Source organism: Roseimaritima multifibrata (assembly GCF_007741495.1).
GTDB lineage: Bacteria > Planctomycetota > Planctomycetia > Pirellulales > Pirellulaceae > Roseimaritima > Roseimaritima multifibrata.
In genome coordinates this window covers 6121954-6143445 of sequence record NZ_CP036262.1, presented here as the reverse complement: position 1 = coordinate 6143445, position 21492 = coordinate 6121954, and the positions used below count along the sequence as shown (strand labels likewise).

Here is a 21492-nt window from a genome sequence, read left to right as displayed (position 1 = left end):
GCATCGTGCGATGCAGGCTGGCCGTTAGATGCGCAATGTATTAAATACGCAGGTCAATGGATGCACATCGCCGCTGATGGCGATGGTAAGCAGCCCTCTTACAGATCGACTGTGGAATGCAATTGCATTCCATGAATGATCGGGGCTGGTCAAATTGGACAGGGCAAACGCTTTTCCCTAGTTCCAGTCGGAATCCATTCCCAGGCGGGATTTGAGGATTTCGAAATCGTGGATGTAGCGGTCGGTGCTGCTGTGCACGTGTTCCGCTTCGGTGATGAACCGGATGTCGGGATCAGGGAAAACGTCTCCCGCAATCAAGACCCGTTCGAATTCCTTTAAAGGATGTCCGTACGCGATTAACATCTTGTGTTCGTCGAACTGGACCTCTTGTTGCTTTTGAGGATTGACGACAGCGATGCCGGTGCAACCATCATTCAGCAGCAGGTCTTCGAATTCCAAAAGCGTGCTTTTTAACACGGGGACATCGATATGTTCGCGATACAAATCCTGGTGCCCTGCGGTGGCATGGTGACTTGTTTCCAGAACAACATCGACAACCGGTCCAAGGGGATCGATCAATTCCAGGAACAGGTCCAGTAGATCCGGTCGTGAAGCCGAAGCCATTAGAACGGGGACCCTGGCACCGCTGGCGTCGTCCCGGTACTCGTCATGCCGGAATCCCTGGCGAGGGATAACTTGCAGGTCGTACGAGGGGCGAATCGCGTTGGTTAGGTAAAATGAATCATATCGGTCGATTCCCATGTGTGCTTGTAGTTCTTCATCGCTCAATCGCTCAAAGCTCCCCGCCGGGTCTGTATTGACAGCGCCTTCAGGTCCGGTGCTTCGGAGGATGCGTTTAAGAAAGCCCATTAACTTGGTCTCACAGGTAAATGTCGGTACCACGGCCATCAACGGCCAAACAATTCGACTCCCCCCGGTGTCTATAAAACGTTAGGTCACCTCCGCTGGCGACTCGGAATTGGTTCCTGGCTTCCTTGTGTTTCCTCCAAATCAATGCCGCTAAAGATGGCTTAATTGTTAAAATCGGTCGTTAGCGGAGGGGAGAAAGAGGCAGGGCTGGGGGGGAGACGCTAAAATGAGGCTCGCTGCCAGGTTTGCATGGCCTGAGAAGTCCCTCGCTCGGTTGCAAGGATGCCCCTCGTGATGAACCGTCGTTTGCTGCAGATCTTCAGCGGGTCTTCGTCCGCTAGAGCTGTCGTGCGAAGTTTTCTCTCGCTCCCGTCGTTTTGCGGAGTGCTGCTCCTGCTGGCAGGTTTTTCCGGCTGTGAACGCCAGCCACCGGAGCTTGACTTAGCGGCTCCGGGGCAAGGTGTTGTGTCGGGTGCCGCAGATCCGCAAACGGATCACCAAGCCGCATCGCTTGTTGGATGGGAACGCTGGGAAGTTCATTCCGTCGATGGGCAAAAGATTGGGTACTCCCACGTCGATGTTCAGGCGGGAATGGATGGAGGCTGGGTCTGCCGAGCGGAAGATCAAATGGTTTTGCAACGTGGTGGTTCAAAAATGACTCATCACGTTCTGCAGCAGACCACACTGGATCGCGATGGCCGGCTGCTGGAACTGAGTTCAACGCTTGGCAATGGTGCGGCCGAAACGGTGACCACCGCTTCTCCGCAGGGAGGGCAGCTTCTGTTGCAAATTCGTCGCAGTGGACAGACGACACAGCGTCAAATTCATTGGGAAAAGGGGAATCAAGGTCCGTTAGCGGTTCCCTTTTCACTAAGGATGAAGCCGTTAAAACCTGGTGAACGACGGCACATGCAGGCTTTACTGCCAGTGAGTTACCAACTGGGCCGGTACGAATTGGTCGCCGAAGGACTGGAACCCGTTTCCCTTCTGGACGGTAGTTCGGCTCCGTTGTTGAAGGTGCGTTGTCGATTGACGATTGATCCGGGGACTGAAATAAAGACGGATTACTGGGTTAATGAAGCGGGGGAAATTGTGAAGTCGTGGACTCCCGCGTTGCGATTGACCAGTTACCAAACCGATGAAGCGACCGCGACCGCCGAGATTTCGATGGACAAGGATTTCTTGCTGGCCGCAGCGGTTCCTCTAACCGGTCAGCTTGCAGATCCGTTGCATGTGTCCGAGGTTCACTTTGACGTTCGCGCAAATGGCGTCTCAGATCAGAATTCGATGTTCGCCATTCCCGCGGCCGCAGGGCAGCGGGTTTCCTCGCTCTCGGACGGTCAGGCGTTGCGGGTATCCGTTAGCGCTGGATGGGATGGGGAAGCAACGCTACCCGATGTTTCCAGCGCGGATATCGAACCGAATTCTCTGATTGATTTTCAGGACTCGCGGTGTGAGGCATTTTTGCAACAAGCGTTTCAGAAATATCGCGCTGAACCGTTCGTGGCGAAAGACACTGCGGATGGAGTTCAGAAGATGGCGCGTTTGGTGCAGCAACATATTGTGCACAAGGATTACTCGCGAGGCTTTTCGACGGCGGCACAGGTCGCTGCGGACAGAACGGGGGACTGCACCGAACATGCGGTGCTGCTAGCCGCAATGTTGCGGAGCCAAGGAATTCCAGCCCGTGTGGTTGCAGGATTGACCTATGTCCAGACGGTCGATGGGCCGGCAATGCTGTATCACATGTGGAACATTGCCTATGTTGATCAAGGCTGGATCGCGTTGGACGCAACGTTGGGCGCGTCGGCTCCGGCAAGCCGTATCGCACTGGTAACGACCGATCTTTCCAGTGGCAACGAATACGAGTGTTTGCAGCCGATCTTAAGTGTGATGGGACAGATTGAAATCGAAATTCTAGAAGCCTCTGAGTAGCTAAAACACTGGTTTTAACTGCAAATCGAAGTGTGTTTCTTCGTCCGAAACAATGACGAACCATTCTGATTTTTCATTGTAAATGGAAGGGATTCGTTCCGTTTCGGACGTGGTAAACGAAGCGGAGGAACCTTGCTCTTCCTCGTCAGCGGTCGCTTCACCGGACGTCTCGGATCCGGCCGAGCGGATGCGTACAAGTTTGCGTCCAGGCAGCGTCCCATGCACTTCACTGTTGAACTGCAGGCGGAACCGGCCACGAGAATCGGTTGTGCCATAAGAGTAGGCGCCGGTGACCGGATCTTCGAAGGTGACCATGACATCGGGCAAGGGGGCGCGGTCCATCTGCACGGTTCCCGATACGTCCAGTAAATCGAGTGCCCCGTAGTCCGGAGCAAGGGGATCGCTGCAGGCGGGTAGGAGAAGGATGCTTAGTGCAAAGGGGAATGAAGTGCGGGACATGTTTTTTCCTTTGAAAGTCAGCAAGAAAAGGGTGAACGCTATCGGTTGCGTTTTGTTGGAGGTGGTTTTCGTGGCAGAGCAAGTGGCTTGGTGAATCGGTGCGGGTGAAAGGGGCCGCTATCAGACGGTTCGCGTCTGAGATCAATATCTTTTCTTAGCGGAACGGCGCAAGCCGTCCGGCAATCGTTCTGGAAACCCCTGCACCTGCCGGACGGCTCGCGCCGTTCCGCTAAGAGAGTTGATGCCTGCCGGACGGCTCGCGCCGTTCTGCTAGGAGCGTTGATGCTTGCCGGACGGCTTGCGGCGTTCCGCTAGGAGAGCGGTTTGCAAATTGCCTATGTCGGTGGCATTGGGGTTACCAACCTGGGATCGATTCGTTTCCGTTGCGTGAACTGAGCGAACGATAGATTGCATCGTCGATCGAATCGTTCAGGAAATGAACCGCTCCGTCGCAGAAGACTAGATAGGCACCCTCGGGGTGATAGCCGCCGAACGCTAATTCCAATTGGCGGCCGGTTAGTTGTGGTGCCGTTCGGCGAGCATTTAGCGGTGCAAAGGTGGTTCCTACGACCTCTGAAAATTCGGTACCACCGGTGCCACCGTCGCAGCGACATGGATCGATCGACGGTGATCCGATCGCCCAGTAGTCCATCGCTTGGCCGTCTTTGTAGAAAAACGGGTCGGTGAATGATTCCCCGATCATGAATGTTTGGGAGGTTCCGTCGCGAACATCCCCCAACCGCACCTGACTGCATCCGTAGAAGATTCCGTTTTGCTGCAGGTGTTCTAAGGATCGCGTTCCAGGGACGATGGTGCTGGCATCGTCGGAACTGGCCAGGCTTCCTGCGTTGCCGCGGTAGCTGACAGGGACTCGTTCGGGGATGCCGTGGTTCGAAAGGTGCGTCGGAAGGTTCATGCTAGGGCAGCGAAGACTGCCAATGACCGTCCCGGCGGCCGTTTCGTTGGGGCCCCCGTTGTAGGCCCAGTTGCCGGCTCCCGTTTCATGGAACTGAAGACTGTCGTACAGCGGATTCTGCTCCAGTTGTGGCAAAATATGGCCGCTCCACGTCATCCCGCGTGTGTCCCAACCGTAGGGGAATCTGAGATGCGAATCGTGATACAGCTGAAGAGAGAGTCCCAGTTGTTTGAGGTTGTTGGAACAGCTGAGCCGTCGAGCGGTTTCGCGGACCGATTGGACGGCCGGAAGCATCAATCCAACCAAGATACCGATGACGGCGATGACAACCAGTAATTCAACAAGGGTAAAGCCATGCCGTGGCTTTGAACGGCTCCGGTCCATCCGCCGAAACAATTGGCCGGTCTTGTTTGCCCCCAAAACTAATCGATCTGCCCCGTAAATTCCCATCCCACGCACCTCCAGCTAAGAAGAGTTGAACGAAAACAATTTCGAACGCGCGGAGGTCGCTCATCACGACGCGACCAGGCATCGTTTGCCCGGGAGCTTCGACGCGATGATTCAAGGTGCAGTTGGTTTAGTTGACAACAGATCAGTGTAGTAGACGGCCACCACCCTTTAGTGTGGGGCTGCGGTGGTGCGGTTGCAAGTAGGGAGGCTGGATTCCGTGAGAGATCGATACTTGGCTGGACCACTCTGATTCGAGTGGGGCATTCTTCGAGAAGGGCCTTCCAAGATGCTTCGCTACTTCGAGCGTAGGGGACTGTATAATGAAGATGGTCGATTTACTTGATCCCTCGCCTTTTATCCCACCTTATGCCGATGTCATTCTTCCGGTTCGTCCGTGATTTGCTGCTGCAGTCTGCATGCCTAACGGTTTTGATAGGCCTGTTCGCTGCTGATTACACCCGTGTTATGGCGGCGGAACCTACGCTGGGGGAACGGATCTATCTGGAACGATGTGCGGATTGTCATGGCGTCCACGGTGAAGGGGTGGAGGGTGCCTACGACGAACCGCTGTTGGATGAACGCTCGCATATCGAACTGACCGACGTCATTGTGCAGACAATGCCCGAAGGGGCTCCGGATGAATGCACGGGCGAGGATGCCGAAGCGGTCGCCAAATACCTCCGCGATGTCCTGTACCCCCGGCAAGCTGCTGCGGTTCGTATGCGGACTCGTGTTGAGTTGAGTCGATTAACCGTCCGGCAACATCAAAACACGCTTGCAGATTTGATTGGCAGTTTTCGAAATCGGAAGGACGCTGACAAGATCTGGCAGCAGCAACTCAATGCGTGGCGAGCTCCGGCATCAGCGGACGAATCGGCGGCGACTGAGGACGCGGTTAAGGATGACAAGGAACCGACGAATGGTCTGCGTGGAACCTATTTCAAGTCACGAGTGGTGGGGTTTCGCGATCGTGTCTTTGACCGTATCGATGACAAAATCGATTTTGATTTTGGAGAGGGAAGCCCCGACCCGAAGCTATCTGCCGAAGAGTTTGCGATGGCTTGGGACGGTTCGGTTTTGGCTTCCGAGTCAGGTGAGTACGAGTTTGTCGTCGATTCGATGAACGGGGTTCGTTTGTTTGTGAATGACTTGCAGAATCCCATTGTGGACGCGGTTGTTCAATCCGGAGATCAGACGGAGCATCGAGGTACGGTTCATTTGTTGGCTGGACGCAGCTATTCCGTTCGCTTGGAGTACTACCGATCGAAGCGGGATAAATTGGCCCGCGTAGCACTTCGCTGGACACCGCCCAACCATGTCAGTGAGGTCATTCCCCATCGTGCCTTAGTTCCTTGGAAATCGCCCGAGACTTTTGTCGTAACGACCTCCTTTCCGCCGGATGACCGCAGTACAGGGTACGAGCGAGGAAACGCGATTTCGCGAGAATGGGATGATGCAACAACGGATGCCGCTCTGGAAACCGCAGCCTATGTCGTGGACCACTTGGACGAGCTGTCCGGCAGTAAACAAGCCGACGAGAATCGAGAAGAAAAACTAAAGGCGTTCTGTGAACAGTTCGCGGAACGAGCGTTTCGTCGTCCGTTAGCGAAAGACGTTCATCAGTTTTATATTGAGAATACGTTTGCGAAATCGGAGGATGCAGGTCAGGCGGTTAAGTTGGTCGTGCTGATGACTTTGAAATCGCCAAGGTTCCTGTACCACCTTCCGGGATCCGAGAACGGCGACGATTACGATCGGGCTGCGAGACTGTCTTATGCCATTTGGGATTCTTTGCCAGATAAGGAGCTCTTGAAACAAGCTAAAGAAGGGCGTCTGGGAAATCCGACACAGCTTCATAGGCAAGCGATCCGAATGGTTGAGGATCCTCGTGCTCAGGTGAAGTTGCGAGGTTTCCTGCATGCTTGGCTGGGGTTGGATACCATGCACGGGTTATCCAAGGATCGCGAACGATACGCTGATTTTGGGCCTCCTTTGGTTTCGGATTTAAGGACCAGTCTGAATTTGTTCTTAGATCAAATTGTCTGGGAAAAGGATTCGGATTATCGGCGGTTGCTTTTAAATAACCAGCAGTTCTTTAATCGCCGGATGGCGGAGTACTACGGCGTCCCGGAAGTTAAGCAAGACGAATTTCAGCGAATTCTGTTTCAGCCCGACTATCGAGCTGGCGCCCTGACCCACCCTTATGTGATGGCTGGATTTGCTTATTCCGATTCAAGTTCTCCCATTCACCGTGGCGTTTTGGTGGCAAGAAGCGTCTTAGGGCGAACGCTGCGAGCGCCTCCGCAGGCGGAATTACCGTTGCCACCCGATTCCAAGCCCGATTTAACCACGCGTCAGCGTGTCGCGTTGCAAACAAGTAGTGATGACTGCATGGTCTGCCATCGAATCATTAACCCGCTCGGTTTCTCGTTTGAGCACTTCGATGCCGTTGGCCAATTTCGTCCTGTCGAGCTGGAGCGTCCGATTGATGCTTCGGGAATCTATTTGACATCCAGTGGTGAAAAGGTCACGCTGGAAACCGCAGTCGATTTAGCTGAATTTTTAGCCGAGAGCCCTTCGGCGCATGGTGCATTTACGGATCAGCTATTTCGCTACCTTGCCAAACAACCGATTCAGGCGTTTCCACTTGAAGTCCGTGAACAGTTGGTTTCAGGGTTTCAAAAGAGTTCCTACCATATACGAGACTTGGTCGCGGATTCCGCGGTGGCAATTGCAGCCGCAGCACCGAAGACAAGTCCCTCCGATCCAAGTCCTTCAAGCGAGGTTTCCAAGCCATGAATTTGCTTCAATCGCATCGCAGTCGCCGTGAGTTTGTGCGGACACTAGGCCTGGGAGCCGCCTCCGCCCCCTTCCTCTGTAATCTGCCAAGCTTTGCTGCGGAATCGCCAGCGGGTCGGAAGCAGCGATTGATCGTCGTCTTCAGTCCCAACGGAGTGATCCCCAAGACTTTCTGGCCAGACGAAGAGGGCGATTCCTTTACGCTGAAGGAAAGCACCGCACCTTTGGCCCCTTTCCAGGATCAGACGCTCTTTCTGCATGGGCTGGCAAATCGGATCCGTGGCGATGGTGACGGCCATATGCGCGGTATTGGCTGCCTGTTGACCGGCATCGAGCTTTTTCCTGGCAATATCCAAGGCGGGTCGGATACGCCCGCAGGATGGGCCAAAGGGCTGTCGATCGATCAGGAGATTAAGAACTTCTTCCAGGCTGAGGAAGCAACGCGGACTCGGTTTGGATCGCTTGAATTTGGCGTCATGGTTCCCGATCGAGCCGATACATGGACTCGCATGGTCTATGGAGACGCGAATAAACCGGTTTCACCGATCGACGATCCGTATCAAATGTTTTCCAAGTTGTACGGGCAGATGAAGGACCGAGAGAGCTTGGTCAGTATCCTCGATGATGTGCAGGAAGATCTGCGCAAAATGGCCAAAGCGATCAGCAAGCAAGATCGCCGAATGTTGGAGGAACACACGACGCTGGTGCGGGAAATGGAATTGCAGCTGCGGGCTGCGGATGTGAGCAATGGAGCGGAAGGGCATGCCGTTCCTGAATTGGAACCTGGAGTGACTCAGGATAACGACAACATGCCACGCATCACCAAGATGCAAATCGATTTGATGGTTAACAGCTTCATCGCCGATTTCGCTCGAGTCGGTTCGCTGCAGATGACCAATTCGGTTGGCCAGGCGAGAATGCGATGGTTGGGGATCGATAAGGGGCATCATGGGTTATCCCACGAACCCGACAGCAATACCGAAGCCGCCGATCAACTGACTCAGATCAACAAGTGGTACTGCGAACAGATCGCGTATCTGGCCAAACGCTTGCAGGAAACTCCAGAAGCCGATGGCAACGGCAATATGCTGGACAACACGCTGATCGTTTGGACGAACGAATTAGGCAAAGGCAACACGCATACCCACAACGACATCCCGTTCGTGTTGGTCGGGGGAGGCAGTAATTTCAAAATGGGCCGGTCGCTGAAATACGAACGAGTGGCTCATAACCGTTTGCTGATGTCGTTGGCCCACGGTTTCGGACACCACGTGGAAAGCTTCGGAAACCCTGACTTCTGCGGAGGCGGACCCCTGGTTTTGGCTTAAGGCGATTCGGGGCTGGCGGAGAATCGCATCTCGATCGCACAAGTTGGTAGCTGCCAGTTACTAGCCCGCCGGGGCAAGACCGGAAACGGAACTGCTTTCGCAAGCCTGCGGGCTTGGAGCGTCGCCGCAACGAGTGCTGTTGTGACAAGAATGCAGCAGGAACCACCGTCTGGCGACGGCAGCGACGGCAAGCACGCGCGCCAGACGTCGACAGGCCGGAAACCGTTTTTAAGCCAAAATGTCGTGGACGACGTGAGCTTCTTCGACGCCGGTTAGCTTCATGTTAAGCCCTTGGAATTTGACGCTGAAGCGTTTGTGGTCGATCCCCAGTTGATGGAGGATTGTGGCGTGCAGGTCACGTACGTGGACAGGGTTTTCGGTGATCGAGAATCCCATTTCGTCCGTCTGCCCATATTGCATCCCGGGGCGAATCCCGCCGCCTGCCATCCATAACGTAAAGGCATCGATAAAGTGGTCGCGTCCGCCGACTTTATTATCTCGGGTTTCTCCCATCGGTGTCCGGCCAAATTCGCCGCTCCAAAGAACCAGCGTTTCGTCAAGCAGTCCGCGTTGTTCGAGGTCCTTGATTAAAGCCGCCGAGGCTTGGTCGGTCTGCTTGCAGCACAGTTCTAGGTCTTTGCCTAAGGTTTGCCCCGGTCCGCCATGGTGATCCCAGTCCGTATGGTACAGCTGAATAAAGCGGACGCCCCGTTCGACCATGCGGCGTGCCAATAAGCAGTTGTTCGCAAACGAAGGAGTCCCTTGTTTGACACCGTATAGATCGAGGGTCTCCTGCGATTCGTCTTGGATGTTCATTAGATCGGGAGCACTTGATTGCATCCGATAGGCCATCTCGTAAGCGGCGATCCGTGTTTCGATTTCCGGGTCACCGGTCGCTGCCATTCTTTTCCGGTTCATTGCACCGACCGCATCATAGAAGGCTCGGCCCTGCGGCCCATCAAAATGTGCGGGGCTGGCAAGGTTAACGATCGGGTCGCCGGTGTTTCGGAAGGGGACCCCTTGATGACGTGAAGGGAGGAAGCCGCTTGACCACAGGGCCCCGCCGCCGCGTGGGCCTCGAGGTCCCGACTGCAAGACGACAAAGCCTGGCAGGTTGTCGCATTCGCTGCCAATTCCGTAATGAATCCAAGAACCCATGCAGGGGCGTCCCGGCTGAGGGGATCCCGAATTCATGAAAATCTTTGCCGGCCCGTGATTGAAGACGTCGGTATGCATGCTGTGGATGAAGCACAGTTTGTCGGCGATTTCACGGTGGTAGGGCAGCAGTTCGCTAAGTTCAATCCCGCTCTCGCCGGAGCGTTGGAATTTGCGAGTATTGCCCAGCAGTTTTGCTTCGGGACCGAGGAACGAAAAACGCTTTCCTTCGATGAATTCCTTAGGAGTCGATTTGCCGGTGTATTCCGTCAGTTTCGGCTTGTTCGAAAACATTTCAAATTGGCTGGGACCGCCTGCCATGAAAAGGAAGATAACGTTCTTCGCTTTGGGCGGGTGGTGAAGGACTCCCAGCGATCCGTGGCTGGTTGCCAGCGGAGTTGCACCGATTGCATCGCGGTGCAGTAAACCGCCTAACGCAATCGATCCAAGACCAATCCCACAGTCTCGAAAGAGATGCCGGCGGGTGGCTTGACGGTCGAAGTCGTTTTCTGGAGTCATCGAAGTTACTCCCTTGTAATGAATTCGTCTAAATTGATGATCAGCCGAGCCGTAGCAATCCAGGCGGCTCGATTGGGTTTAAGTGATGATTCTTGATGGTTCGCGTTTTTCGAAGTCGAATCAGCCGAATCGGATTCGCTCGCGAATTGTTCTGCGAAGATCGCTTCTTGGCTCTCTGCAAATCCTGCCAGGAAGTCTCGTTCCTCTTGGCTGGGGAAGCGACTAAGGCAGCGACGAAACAGGTCGGTGATCCGCTGGTCGGGATCATCGGACGCTTCGCAAACGACCGTCGCTAAGTGTTGGGCAAGTTCAAAGATGCCAGCATCGTTGGCGACCATCAGAGATTGAAGTGGAGTGTTCGAGCGACCTCGTCGTGTGCAGGTGACATTAAACCGAGGCGTATCAAATGCGGTCAGTAATGGATGAGGGGAACTGCGGTAAAAGAAGGTATACATCGTCCGCCGGAATCGATCGGTGCCAACGCTGGTCTTCCAGTTCTTCTTTTTCTGAGTGAACGCATAGACCCCTTCGGGTTGCGGAGGATAGACCGATGGGCCTCCGATGGGACGCGTGATTTGTCCTGAGGCGCTTAACGCTAAATCGCGAACAATTTCAGCATCCACACGGATCCGATTCTGACGGCCAAGCCACTTGTTCTGTGGGTCTCCGGCGGCGGCTAAGTCGGGCCTGCTGTTGGAGGACTGCATGTAGACCGCCGAAGTGACGATCTGGCGATGGAGTGCTTTTAGCGACCAACCACTTTCGATCCACTGCACAGCCAGCCAGTCAAGAAGTTCCGGGTGCGTTGGCGGGGTTCCCTGCGAGCCAAAGTCTTCGGTGGTTTCAACAATGCCGCGGCCAAAGTATCGCCCCCAGATTCGATTGATTGTGACTCGTGCAGGAAGCGGATTTGCCGGATCAACGATCCAGTTCGCCAGATCCAGACGGTCTTTCAAAGCCGCATCCGAACTCGGTTGCTTCAAATTCGATTCCTTGCTGTCGTCGGTTCCCTGCACGGGGTTGGAAGGGAACTGGGCAGGGAGGACCGAAGGGGGATGGGGAACCACCGGATCGCCGGGACGCAGAAAATCGCCGCGAACAAATAGGTGGCTCTCGCGAGGTTCGGGTAATTCTTGCATCACCATCGACCGGACGCGTCGCCCTTCCAGCGTCTTGATTTGCTTGGTGATCGTGTCGATCGATGCTTGTAGTGCCGCATCGGGGACCGGGGGAGCGATTGGCGATGCCGAGAGCTGGAAACGCCCCAGGTTGTAAGGACGCGTCCCCTGCCAAAATCGCAACGTCAGCCGCAAACGGGTCGCTTCGGACGCAACCAGAGGTTCACTGAGGATGAACTGAGCCCAATGAGCAACGTTTCCTTTGCTGTTGGTATTGATCGCCCAGCCGGTCTTCACGTTGCCATCGACGGTGCGAGAGATGTCATGCCCTGGTTGTGAGTAATCTGCAATCGCGGTTGGATGCAAAGGAATCCTCTTGCCCGCCGCATCGTAAAGTTCGACTTCTCCTAAAACAAAATTGCCGTTGCTTGCACGGCCCGGACCTCCGAGGGGTAGGGACGGATGGGGCAGCACGTCCAGCTGTAGGGCAGCGATACTCTGAGGCGAAATTTCGTATTCAACAATGTAGTCGTCAAAGGTTGCATTGGTTCCGCTGACCAGTAGCGATCCGTCGTCCAGTGCGTCCGCTTTGGCGTCCGATTCCGATTGAAAGGAAGCAAAGTTCAGCTGCGTCCAGGAGACGGATTCTGCGGGCGTCTGCTCAAGGCGGCTCTTTTCCTGCTCCGTTTTTAATGCGGTTAACTTTGCTTTTAATTCGTTCAATTGCTCCGAGGCAGCAGACTTCAGCAAGACCTGTGGCCCGACGTTGTTTTTGTCGACCGTGCTGTTGAAGTAGGCATATAAAGCGAAGTAGTCTTCCTGGGTGATCGGATCAAATTTGTGAGTGTGGCACTGCGCACAACCGACCGTCATTCCCAACCAAACCGTTCCCGTCGTATTGGTTCGGTCGATGACCGATTCGACGCGGAATTGTTCATCGTCGGTTCCCCCTTCCTGGTTGATCAGGGTGTTGCGATGAAAGCCCGTTGCGATTCGTTGTGAAATCGTGGCGTCGGGAAGAAGGTCGCCCGCCAGCTGTTCAATCGTGAATTGGTCAAAAGGCATGTCGCGGTTGAGTGCATCGATGACCCAATCACGGTAGGGCCACATTTGTCGCTCGGTGTCAAACGTGTAGCCGTTGGAGTCGGCGTACCTTGCTTGGTCCAACCAATGACGCCCCCAACGCTCTCCGAAGTGGGGTGATTCCAACAACTCATCAACCAGTCGATCATAGGCATCGGGGGATTGATCGTTGACGAACGCGTCGACCTGGTCTGCGGTGGGAAGCAGGCCGATCAAGTCCAGATACAGTCGCCGGATCAAGGTGATTCGGTTGGCGGCCGGAGAGGGCGCAATTTTTCGTTTCTCAAGGGCCTGTAAAATGAACCGATCGACCGGGGTGCGACACCAACCCGGATCTGCGACCTCGGGAATCGGGAACCGCTGGATCGGTTCAAAAGCCCAGTGTTGTTGGTATTCAGCACCCGTTTCGATCCAGCGTCGTAAAGTGGCCTGTTCGGTGGCGGACAGAGGCATGTCAGCGTGGGGGGGAGGCATGACCAAATCGGGGTCTGTCGAAACAATCCGTTCCAGCAGGAGCGAATCGTCAGGAGATCCCGGTGCAATGGCTCCGAAATCGATCGCTTCCTCTCGATCGTCAAGTCGCAAATCGGCTTCCCGGGACTCTTCATCGGGGCCGTGGCAGGCGAAGCAGCGGCCCGAGAGAATCGGGCGGATATCACGGTTGTACTGAAGCGGTTCCTCTGCCTGTAAATCGGCCGCAGGCAAGGCTTCCCATGCAAAACACCCGATTAGGAAGCAAGACAGTCCAACGATAAAAGGAATGTGATGTAGCTTCATTAATTTGGTGGCGGGGCCGGTGAAGGATGCAGGGGAAGAAAAAGCACGAAAGGCCGGTTAGTTCATCTTAACACAGAGGCCTATATCTTGCCTTGGTTTGAGATGCTCCCAGGCGGCCCCCCCATAAGCCGATCCCCCATCAGGCGTCGCTACGCTCGTCAGAGCGTGGGCAATGCAGGGCTCGACCGTCTGGCGACGGCAGCTACGATTGGTGAACCCTTACTTACTCCGCAGTCGCCTTTTTCTTCTTTTTGCCCGGTTGATTCACGTTGTTGTTGGCAGGGATGGGACTTTCGTACCCTTCATACATTTCGGGTTTGATCCCAAGTGCATGCGTTTGGTTGCCATAGGTGTTTGGTTGGAATGGGCCAACCAGGGAAATATCAAGGTCGGGGGTGATTGCTTTTTCCAGGCCGCTTGCCCAAAGGATTCCGTTTACCATCAGACGACGGTAGCCATCGTTTGTTAAATCCTCTGGAGTCCCGTACAGCGATGTAAAGACGCGACCTTGTTTGCCGTTGGGGGCTTCGTAGGTTCGAGTCCACTCCGAAGGCTGAGGCGGTAGCGATTCGACGACTGGCGAATCGGGGGTCATCCCCTCAAGTGGCTGTGCCATCGTAAGGATGTCTCCGTCGATTGGTTTGCCAACGTAGGCTCCTGCCTGAACCCAAACGTCTTGAACACCACTCAGAATTGGGTGTGACTTCTTCGCTTCAATCGGGGTGATCCGTGTACTCTGTTTGTGGTTGCGGCCATAGTGACCGACCCAGGTCTGTCCTAAAACCTGATGTCCGAATCCAAGTTCGTAATCATCGGCATCGCTTTGGAACGAGTACTTTGCGAACGGTTGCTCTGCAGGGATTTGAAAGGCATGGGTGGAGGTCCGCATGCCGACGACCGGACCGCCACGATTTAGATAGTCGACAAAGTGTTGCATCTGTTCAGCTGGCAAGTTTTGGAAACGCAGAAAAACGACCGCTAGATCGGCCGTCTCTAGGGCTTCCATGCCAGGGATGTTCGAAGGCGTTCCAGCAACGATCTGGCCGGTTTGGGGGTCGATGTTAAATAAGACCGTACATTTGAAACCATGGTGTTTTGCCATGATGCGAGCCAACGCGGGAAGCGATTCCTCCGAGCGGTATTCGTGATCCCCGGCGATGAAAACAATGTGCTTTCCCTTGCCAGGACCGGCTTCCCCTTCGAATACCAAAGAGTCCGCGTTCGCAAGTAATCCGGAGAACGAAAAAAGTGCTAGTAGGAGGTATTTCATGTTGATCTTTACCGAGTTGGAGAAGTTGGGAGCGTTCGCATGAAAAGTAGGAGGTTTTGCCTGTCGCGATGAATTCATTGACGAGTGAAGCGATCACTCATTGCAAGCTCGTTTTTTGAGACCTTGGCTTTCCGAGGGAGCAGTAAAATATTGTAGCCGACCCACGCGGCCCGTTCGAAGCAATTTGGGGGGCTCTTTGGTGTTTTCCTGGATTCCGGTCAGCGATGAATGATCGGTTTCTTCGATCGGCGGGGGAGGGCGTAGGGCAGCCGTCGACCAAGTACAATGAAGTGGCCCGTTCGGGAATGAGTAGGTTCAGCATGGATCTGCAGGCGGTCCTCATCAAATAAAAACTAGACAATGAAACACTCGAATCAATTGAAATTCCTGTCGGTTGCCGTTGTCGGAATGCTGTTGCATTTTGGATCGGTGCAAGCCGAGGAGACGACGCACGGTTTCTTGGCATGCGGGCAGGAAACCTACATCGTCGACGGGCAAGGGGAGCGGACCTGGAGCTATCCGCATTCAACTCGGGACGGCTACGTTTTGCCCGGTGGCAATATTGTGCTGACCCTGAGCAAAGGAAAGCGATACCCGGGAGGGGCTGTTATTGAGGTTAGCTCCGCAGGAGAGACTTTGATTTGGAAAGGGACTCAAGCCGAGGTCAATTCGGCTCAGCCAACGGGATTGGGAACCTACGTCATCACGGAGTCGGGGGAAAAACCAAGGTTGTTGGAAGTGGACCGGTACGGCGATATCCTCGTCCAATTTCCGCTCGACTGCCAACTGCAGAACTTTCATATGCAGACGCGAATGGCTCGTAAGTTAGACGATGGAAGTTTCTTGGTTCCGCATCTGCTCGATTTTGCAGTGCGGCATTATGGTCGTGACGGAAAGGTCCTTAGCAGTATCGACACAACGGCCGAAGGGGACACGAAACACTCCATTCATTCGTGGCCGTTCACGGCAATCCGCCACGGCGAAGGGAATACCCTCGTCTGCTGTACCAACGGAAATCGTGTCGTTGATTTTGATGCAGACGGGAACAGCGTCTGGCAACTGCTGAATGAAGACCTGCCGGGGGCCTGGCTTCAAGACCCTTGCGGTGGGCAGGTACTACCGAACGGCAATGTTGTCATCACCTCGTACGCAGGCGGTCGGAAAGATGCGGACGCTCCCAAGCTGATCGAAGTCAATCGTGACAAAGAAGTGGTTTGGACCTATACCGATGGACTGAAACATGGCATCCATCATTTCCAAATCCTGGATACCAACGGTGTTCCCCTGGCCGCTCCGCCTTTGAAGTAGAGGTCGATTTGTCATTGTCGTGTTGCTGAAATTTATCGTTCTCATTGTGCTCCTTTAAATCATGAAATTTCAATCCTTCGAGATCACTGTTTGGCGCGGACCTGTCTGGTCTTTGGTGCTTGCCTGTTTGGGCGTGGCGAATGTGATGAGCCAGGACGCGACCGCTGCGGAGGAAACACGCCCGCCAAATGTGGTTGTCTTTCTTGTCGATGATTTAGGTTACATGGACATCGGCGCAAATAATGAAAACTGTTTTTACGAAACTCCCAATGTTGACGCGTTGGCGAAATCGGGGGTTCGGTTCACCGATGGTTATGCTGCGAATCCTGTTTGTTCGCCAACTCGTTACAGTTTGATGACGGGCAAGTACCCCACGCGTGTTGACGCGACGAACTTCTTTTCCGGTAAACGTGGAGGGAAGTTTGCTCCGGCGCCGCTAAATGATCACATGCCGCTGAAAGAGACGACGATCGCTCAGGCGGTCAAGTCGAAAGGGTATGCGACTTTTTTCGCAGGCAAGTGGCATCTGGGTGAATCGGAGGAGTACTATCCTCAGAATCGCGGTTTCGATGTGAACATCGGTGGGCACCGAATCGGCGGTCCCTACACGGGGAAACGCTACTTTGCCCCTTTTGAAAATCCGCAGATGGCAGTTGAAAGTCCTGCCGGAGATCATCTGCCAGATCGTTTGGCTCGTGACACGGCGAAGTTCATTGCCGATAACAAAGATCAGCCGTTCTTTGCGTACCTCTCTTTCTATTCGGTCCACACGCCATTGATGGGGCGTCCCGATTTGGTCGAAAAATATAAAGCGAAGGCAGCAAGTATCGCGGGGGAAGAGTTTGGCGATGAAGAGCAGATCTTCGGAGACAAACCGCGTAGGGTTCGCGTTCTACAGAAACATGCTGTTTACGCTGCGATGGTGGAAGCCATGGATGAAGCTGTAGGCAAAGTCCTTCAGCAGTTGAAAACTTCAGGGGTCGAGGATAACACCATCGTAATCTTTACGTCCGACAATGGTGGGCTTTCCACTAGTGAAGGTTCACCAACCAGTAACCTGCCGCTTCGAGGCGGGAAAGGCTGGGTTTATGAAGGGGGGATTCGGGAGCCATGGATCATCCGCTATCCCGGAATCACCACGGCGGGATCCGTTTGCGATGAACCAATCTGCTCGATTGACCTGTTTCCCACCGTTGCTGCTGCGGCCGGAGTTCTGGTCCAGCATCCCATTGATGGGCGGGATTTATTGCCCGTCCTAAAGGGCGGTTCTCTCGACCGGACCGCACTCTTCTGGCACTATCCGCATTACAGCAACCAAGGTGGAATCCCCGCAGGAGCCATTCGCGAAGGGGATTGGAAGCTGATTGAACGCTACGAGGATGGAAGCGTTCAATTATATAATCTGAGGGAAGATGTCGGTGAACAGAACGACATCGCTTCGCGGCACCCTGAACGAGTCCAGGAGATGCGAGAACGGTTGCATGCATGGTACAAGACCGTCGATGCCAAATTCCTGCAAAAGAAACCGGGCAGTCCGGAACCATGGCGGCCTTAGATAATACTTTTTGCGATTGTCGGGTGAACTGGAAGCCGCAAGCGTGTCTCCCGAGCGTTGTGCTCTCACCTCGGGCCTTGCTGCAAATCAAAAAGAACTCTTGGCCTAACGAGATTTCTAAGGTATCGTATTTGTATGTTCCGACTTTCTATCCATCTTTGCTTGATCGCGTGCTTGCTAGCATGCCCAACGCGTTGTCTTACCCATGGATGTGGGCAGAGTCGCGAATTGGATCAGGGGCTGCAGGTTTCCTGTTGCGATGCGTGCGAAGGTAGTCAAAGCCCGGAGGATCCGTCCTCCGATTCGGATTCTGGCTGTGATTGTGGGCAATGCATTTGCCATGGAGCGTTGGCGTCGGATGAAACGATCGACATTGGGACGCTTGATCTTCTTTCTTTAGATATTCCGCTGAATGTCAGCCTTCCGATTGTGGAACAACTGCTGCAGCGAGTGAATGTCACCGTCGGTCCCCCGCGTAGTTGGCAACCCAATTGCGGCAGGGACGTCTGTATTGCGCATCAGTCTTTGCTGATTTGAGCAAGCGAAACGGAAATCTTTTCCCTCTTTCGTTTTCTATCACGCGTAAGTGTTTCGTAGAGTCTCGGCTCTTTGACGCTGCACGGATATTTGCTCTTTCTATCGGATCCTCAGCATGCTTCTACCTTGGGAGTATGGCGTTCGCAATTTGGCCCGACGGCCAATACGAACTGCCTTAACTCTGATCGCATTGGCGACGGTGATCACGTTGGTCTTCGTTGTCGTGGGGTTCATTCGTGGACTGGAACGTTCGTTGGCCGTTAGTGGCGACGATGCGGTTGTGTTGGTCTATTCGGTGAACTCGGAAGAGAACGTAGAGAATTCATCCATTGCCGCTCAGATACCAGGTTTGCTGACAGCTAGTTTTGATGGGGCGCAGGCACGCTACGGCATCCAACACGTTTCTCCGGAGTTGTATCTAGGAACGCGTGTTCGCGAAGCAGGAGGTAAGGGCGGATTGGGATTGGTCCGTGGAGTGACCACCGCAGCCCCGTTGGTGCGGCGTTCCGTAAACGTTTTTGAAGGCGAATGGCCAGCGGCTGGAGAGGTCTTAGTCGGCCGCTTGGCCGCCGCGAAACTTGGTGTTGAATCCGAGTCGTTGGCTGTCGGGAAAGTGATCGATTTTGAGGGAGAAAGTTGGCCGATTAGTGGTCGATTTGCCGCCGGAGGAGCTGCGTTTGAGTCCGAGATATGGTGCCGGCTTAGTGATTTTCAGACCGCCACAAAACGACAAGACCTAAGCATGGTAGCGCTGCTATTGCAGCCTGGAAGGTCTTCGGGCGAAGTCGAACTGTTCTGCAAAGAGCGTATCGATTTGGAACTGCGCGCGATTGGCGAAACCGCTTACTACGGCCTGCTGCAAAAACATTATCGCCCTGTGCGAATGCTTGCCTGGACTGTGGTATGGCTTGTTTCCGGGGCCGGTGTCTTTACTGGATTGAACATGATGTATGGCGCGGTCGCCGGGCGAGTCCGGGAAATTGCGACCTTGCAAGCTCTTGGTTTTCGCCGTGTGGCAATTTTGCTTAGCCTGATCCAAGAGGGAGTCCTCTTGTCGGCCGCCGGTTCATTGATCGCGGGCTTTATCGCATTAACGATGTTAAACGGCATGGCGATCCGCTTCACGATGGGGGCCTTCACGTTACGGATTGATAGCGTGGCCCTGCTGATTGGGTGCGGTGTCGGATTGTCGTTAGGAGTTTTAGGGGCACTGCCGCCAGCGTTGAAAGCGCTAAAGGCGGAGGTGGCCGTTTGTTTAAAAGCCGTTTGAGTTTTAGTTTGTTTCCTCACTGTTTTGGAGTTTGAAAATGAAGAAGTTTATCGCGTTGTTGGGTTTGTCTTTGGTGATGGTCGGTTGTGGTCGTTCGGACGTCGCTTCCGATTCGGAGTCGTCGGATGGTGCCGGTGATTCGGCCTATTTAGTACAGACCGAGCCGGAAGGTGCGCTGCCGGTAGGGGAAGCGCGGAAGGTTGCGGAAAATGATGACGAGGTGACTTTGGTTGGCCTGATCGGTGGCTCCGCCGAACCTTTCGTCAATGGGATCGCTGCATTTACCATCGTCGATGCCAAGGTTCCCTACTGTGCAGCCGATGAAGGTTGTGCCACTCCGTGGGATTATTGCTGCGAAACTGTGGCCGTCAAAGACAACATTGCAACGATCAAAGTTGTTGATGAAGCCGGAGCCCCTGTGTCACAAGACGCACGCAAGTTGCTGAATGTCAAAGAGCTATCGACGGTGGTCGTTCAAGGAACGGCTATGCGTGATGAATTAGGGAATTTGACGGTGTCGGCCAAGCAGGTTTTTGTTCGTCCCAGTATCTAAGTCCTCCTGATTGTACCTCTCGCGGTTACTAACTGATGAATGATAATTCAGTCGATATTAGCCAACTTGCCTTGGATCGTACGGTCCCCGATTCGGCGCCTTCTCGGGGCCGGAAATGGGGGCTGCGGTATGGGATACCGTTAGCGATTTTGGCTGGTTTTTTGATTCTGTTAGGGGCCGCCGCTGGAAAGCAGTGGATGCCGCGTCAGGAAGTGACGGTTTTGCCGGTGCTGGTAAAACGGGGCGAAGTCCAACAGACGGGCACCCCGTTGTTTCAAGCTCCCGGATGGATCGAACCGCGTCCGATTGCAAGCAGTGTTGCTGCGTTGGCGCCGGGCGTGATCGATGAATTATTGGTCGTCGAAGGAGAACTGATCGAGAAAAATCAGCCGATTGCTCGGCTGATTTCGATCGATTCTGAATTAGCGGTCGAACAGGCGGAGGCCAAAAAAGCGATTCGTGAAGGCGAATTGGCTCGAGCCAAAGCCGAACGAGACGCCGCCAAGATTCGTCTGCATCGGCCAGCTCATTTGCAGGCGGATGTTGCCGACGCGGAAAGCCAGTTGGCAAAAGCAAAAACCGAATTGGCGAAGCTTCCTTTTTTGATTGCCGCCGCCGAAGGGGATTTGCAGTACGCCGAAAAAACATGGGAGGGACGCCGTGATGCAGAGGGTGCGATTGCGGGAAGGCTGGTGCAGCAAGCTGCCAACGCATACGCAACGGCGCAGGCGATTCGTGATGAATTACTGCAGCGGGAACCTTACCTGCAGCGTGAAATTCAGGCATTGGAAAACAAACTAAAAGCCGCCCGAGAACGGTTGACGCTGCTGGTGGAAGAAAAACGGCAGTTGGAGGAGGCCGAAGCCAAAGTCAGCACCAGCGCCGCACTGCTTCGTGAATCGGTGCTCCTGCTGCGGCAAGCTAATTTGGCGATGGACCGAAGCGTGGTTCGAGCCCCCATGAACGGCCGCGTCCTAAGGTTGATCGCCTCTCCTGGTTCAAGGGTCATGGGGATGGATGCGAACGCGGGGCAAAACTCCAGCACGGTGATTGAAATGTACGATCCCAATCGTCTTCAGGTGCGGGCAGATGTCCGTTTGGAGGACGTTCCGATGGTGACACGAGGTCAAGGTGTCGAAGTCAAAACAGCTTCTTCGGCAGCCGTGATACTGGGCCGGGTGTTGCAGGTGACCAGTACCGCAAGCGTTCAAAAAAATACACTGGAAGTGAAAGTCGAATTGCTAGAACCGCCGGAAAATGTCCGCCCCGAAATGCTGGTGACGGCAACTTTTCTCGCTCCTGAATCACCCGGTGGGGATCAAGGGTCTGCAGAGATCGAACGCTTGTTTGTTCCCGAATCGCTGTTGGCAGCAAGGGATGCTGATAATGGTTTCTGGGTCGTTGATGAAAAAGACCAAGCGGCATTTCGCACCGTGGAATCCGGTCAAACGGGGGCGGACGGACTGATGGAAGTGGTTAGCGGGTTGCGGTTGACGGACAAACTGATCGTTTCAGGCCGCGATGGATTGAAGCCTGGAATGCCTTTGACGGTTCTCGGCGAAGATCGAGCACTCGGATTTAAGTAGCGAC

The 21492-nt window shown here is 54.4% G+C and carries 15 protein-coding genes; 9 read left to right on the top strand and 6 right to left on the bottom strand.

What is annotated here, in order from left to right; genetic code table 11:
• Positions 1-177 precede the first annotated feature (177 nt).
• Complete coding sequence (locus tag FF011L_RS22315; RefSeq protein WP_145354180.1) at positions 178-870, bottom strand: hypothetical protein; 693 nt, start codon at positions 868-870, stop codon at positions 178-180.
• Between the two features lie 294 nt (positions 871-1164).
• Between FF011L_RS22315 and FF011L_RS22310 the strand changes: the two genes are divergently transcribed.
• On the top strand, positions 1165-2805 hold the full coding sequence (locus tag FF011L_RS22310; RefSeq protein ID WP_218932810.1) for a transglutaminase-like domain-containing protein: 1641 nt from the start codon (positions 1165-1167) through the stop codon (positions 2803-2805).
• On the opposite strand, the gene FF011L_RS22305 is transcribed toward FF011L_RS22310, so the two are convergent.
• A complete protein-coding gene (locus FF011L_RS22305; RefSeq protein WP_145354178.1) occupies positions 2806-3264 on the bottom strand; it encodes a carboxypeptidase-like regulatory domain-containing protein in 459 nt (152 codons plus the stop codon). It lies immediately after the preceding gene.
• 355 nt (positions 3265-3619) lie between these two features.
• Positions 3620-4630, bottom strand: a complete 1011-nt coding sequence (locus tag FF011L_RS22300) for a DUF1559 domain-containing protein (RefSeq protein ID WP_246109568.1) — start codon at positions 4628-4630, stop codon at positions 3620-3622.
• A gap of 366 nt (positions 4631-4996) precedes the next feature.
• On the opposite strand from FF011L_RS22300, the gene FF011L_RS22295 reads away from it, so the two are divergent.
• On the top strand, positions 4997-7429 hold the full coding sequence (locus FF011L_RS22295; RefSeq protein ID WP_145354177.1) for a DUF1592 domain-containing protein: 2433 nt from the start codon (positions 4997-4999) through the stop codon (positions 7427-7429).
• On the top strand, positions 7426-8757 hold the full coding sequence (locus FF011L_RS22290) for a DUF1552 domain-containing protein (protein WP_145354176.1): 1332 nt from the start codon (positions 7426-7428) through the stop codon (positions 8755-8757). The genes FF011L_RS22295 and FF011L_RS22290 overlap by 4 nt, the downstream gene beginning before the upstream one ends.
• Positions 8758-8985: 228 nt before the next feature.
• On the opposite strand, the gene FF011L_RS22285 is transcribed toward FF011L_RS22290, so the two are convergent.
• From FF011L_RS22285 to FF011L_RS22275, 3 genes are all read right to left on the bottom strand, one after another.
• Complete coding sequence (locus tag FF011L_RS22285) at positions 8986-10431, bottom strand: DUF1501 domain-containing protein (RefSeq protein WP_145354175.1); 1446 nt, start codon at positions 10429-10431, stop codon at positions 8986-8988.
• 5 nt (positions 10432-10436) lie between these two features.
• Positions 10437-13409, bottom strand: a complete 2973-nt coding sequence (locus FF011L_RS22280) for a PSD1 and planctomycete cytochrome C domain-containing protein (RefSeq protein WP_145354174.1) — start codon at positions 13407-13409, stop codon at positions 10437-10439.
• Positions 13410-13632: 223 nt separating this feature from the next.
• Positions 13633-14679, bottom strand: a complete 1047-nt coding sequence (locus tag FF011L_RS22275) for a ThuA domain-containing protein (RefSeq protein WP_145354173.1) — start codon at positions 14677-14679, stop codon at positions 13633-13635.
• Positions 14680-15039: 360 nt separating this feature from the next.
• On the opposite strand from FF011L_RS22275, the gene FF011L_RS22270 reads away from it, so the two are divergent.
• From FF011L_RS22270 to FF011L_RS22245, 6 genes are all read left to right on the top strand, one after another.
• Entirely contained in the window at positions 15040-15987 is a 948-nt protein-coding gene (locus FF011L_RS22270; RefSeq protein WP_391560892.1) for a beta-propeller domain-containing protein, read from the top strand.
• Positions 15988-16132: 145 nt separating this feature from the next.
• Positions 16133-17542 (top strand): sulfatase, encoded by a 1410-nt coding sequence (locus FF011L_RS22265; RefSeq protein WP_145355786.1) that lies wholly within the window; start codon positions 16133-16135, stop codon positions 17540-17542.
• A 135-nt stretch (positions 17543-17677) separates the two neighbouring features.
• Positions 17678-18079, top strand: coding sequence for a hypothetical protein (locus FF011L_RS22260; protein ID WP_145354172.1), 402 nt, complete (start codon positions 17678-17680; stop codon positions 18077-18079).
• Positions 18080-18194: 115 nt separating this feature from the next.
• Positions 18195-19349: an ABC transporter permease gene (locus tag FF011L_RS22255; protein WP_145354171.1), complete on the top strand. Its 1155-nt coding sequence runs from the start codon at positions 18195-18197 to the stop codon at positions 19347-19349.
• A 37-nt stretch (positions 19350-19386) separates the two neighbouring features.
• Positions 19387-19902: a hypothetical protein gene (locus FF011L_RS22250; RefSeq protein ID WP_145354170.1), complete on the top strand. Its 516-nt coding sequence runs from the start codon at positions 19387-19389 to the stop codon at positions 19900-19902.
• Between the two features lie 35 nt (positions 19903-19937).
• Positions 19938-21488: an efflux RND transporter periplasmic adaptor subunit gene (locus FF011L_RS22245; RefSeq protein ID WP_145354169.1), complete on the top strand. Its 1551-nt coding sequence runs from the start codon at positions 19938-19940 to the stop codon at positions 21486-21488.
• The last annotated feature ends 4 nt before the right edge of the window (positions 21489-21492 follow it).